Origin of the sequence: Campylobacter sp. 2352 PW (assembly GCF_024723575.1) — a bacterium.
GTDB lineage: Bacteria > Campylobacterota > Campylobacteria > Campylobacterales > Campylobacteraceae > Campylobacter_D.
The window spans coordinates 1-347 of record NZ_JANQCX010000050.1; the positions used below are offsets into that span (position 1 = coordinate 1).

Genomic DNA, 347 nt, shown 5'->3' on the forward strand with positions numbered 1-347 from the left:
CTTCTATTTTATCTAAATGCATTCTACAATATGGACATTCAGGATCGCTAAAAACATAAAGCAAAGGTTTGTTTTTATCGCCTAAAGAAACAAACATTTTTTCTTTTTTAAGTTCCACTAGAGCTTTTTTTGAAAATTCAGCTTGTTGTTTTTCCATGAGTTTTGCTTGATAAACTTGAGAATAAAACTCACCTTTTTTTACATCAATTACTTCAGTTGTGATGATATTATCTTGAGTGAAAACGATTTCTTGGAAATTTTTACCACTAATTTCAAAATTAACTATCACGGCTTCAAAGTTAGTATCAGGAATTTTTTCTCTACTAGAAACACTAATATTTGCATTT

General features: G+C 28.2%; 1 pseudogene. It reads right to left on the reverse strand.

The features are described 5' to 3' along the window. Positions 1-347, reverse strand: a pseudogene (locus tag CAMP5121_RS08070) (thioredoxin fold domain-containing protein); the annotation flags it as partial.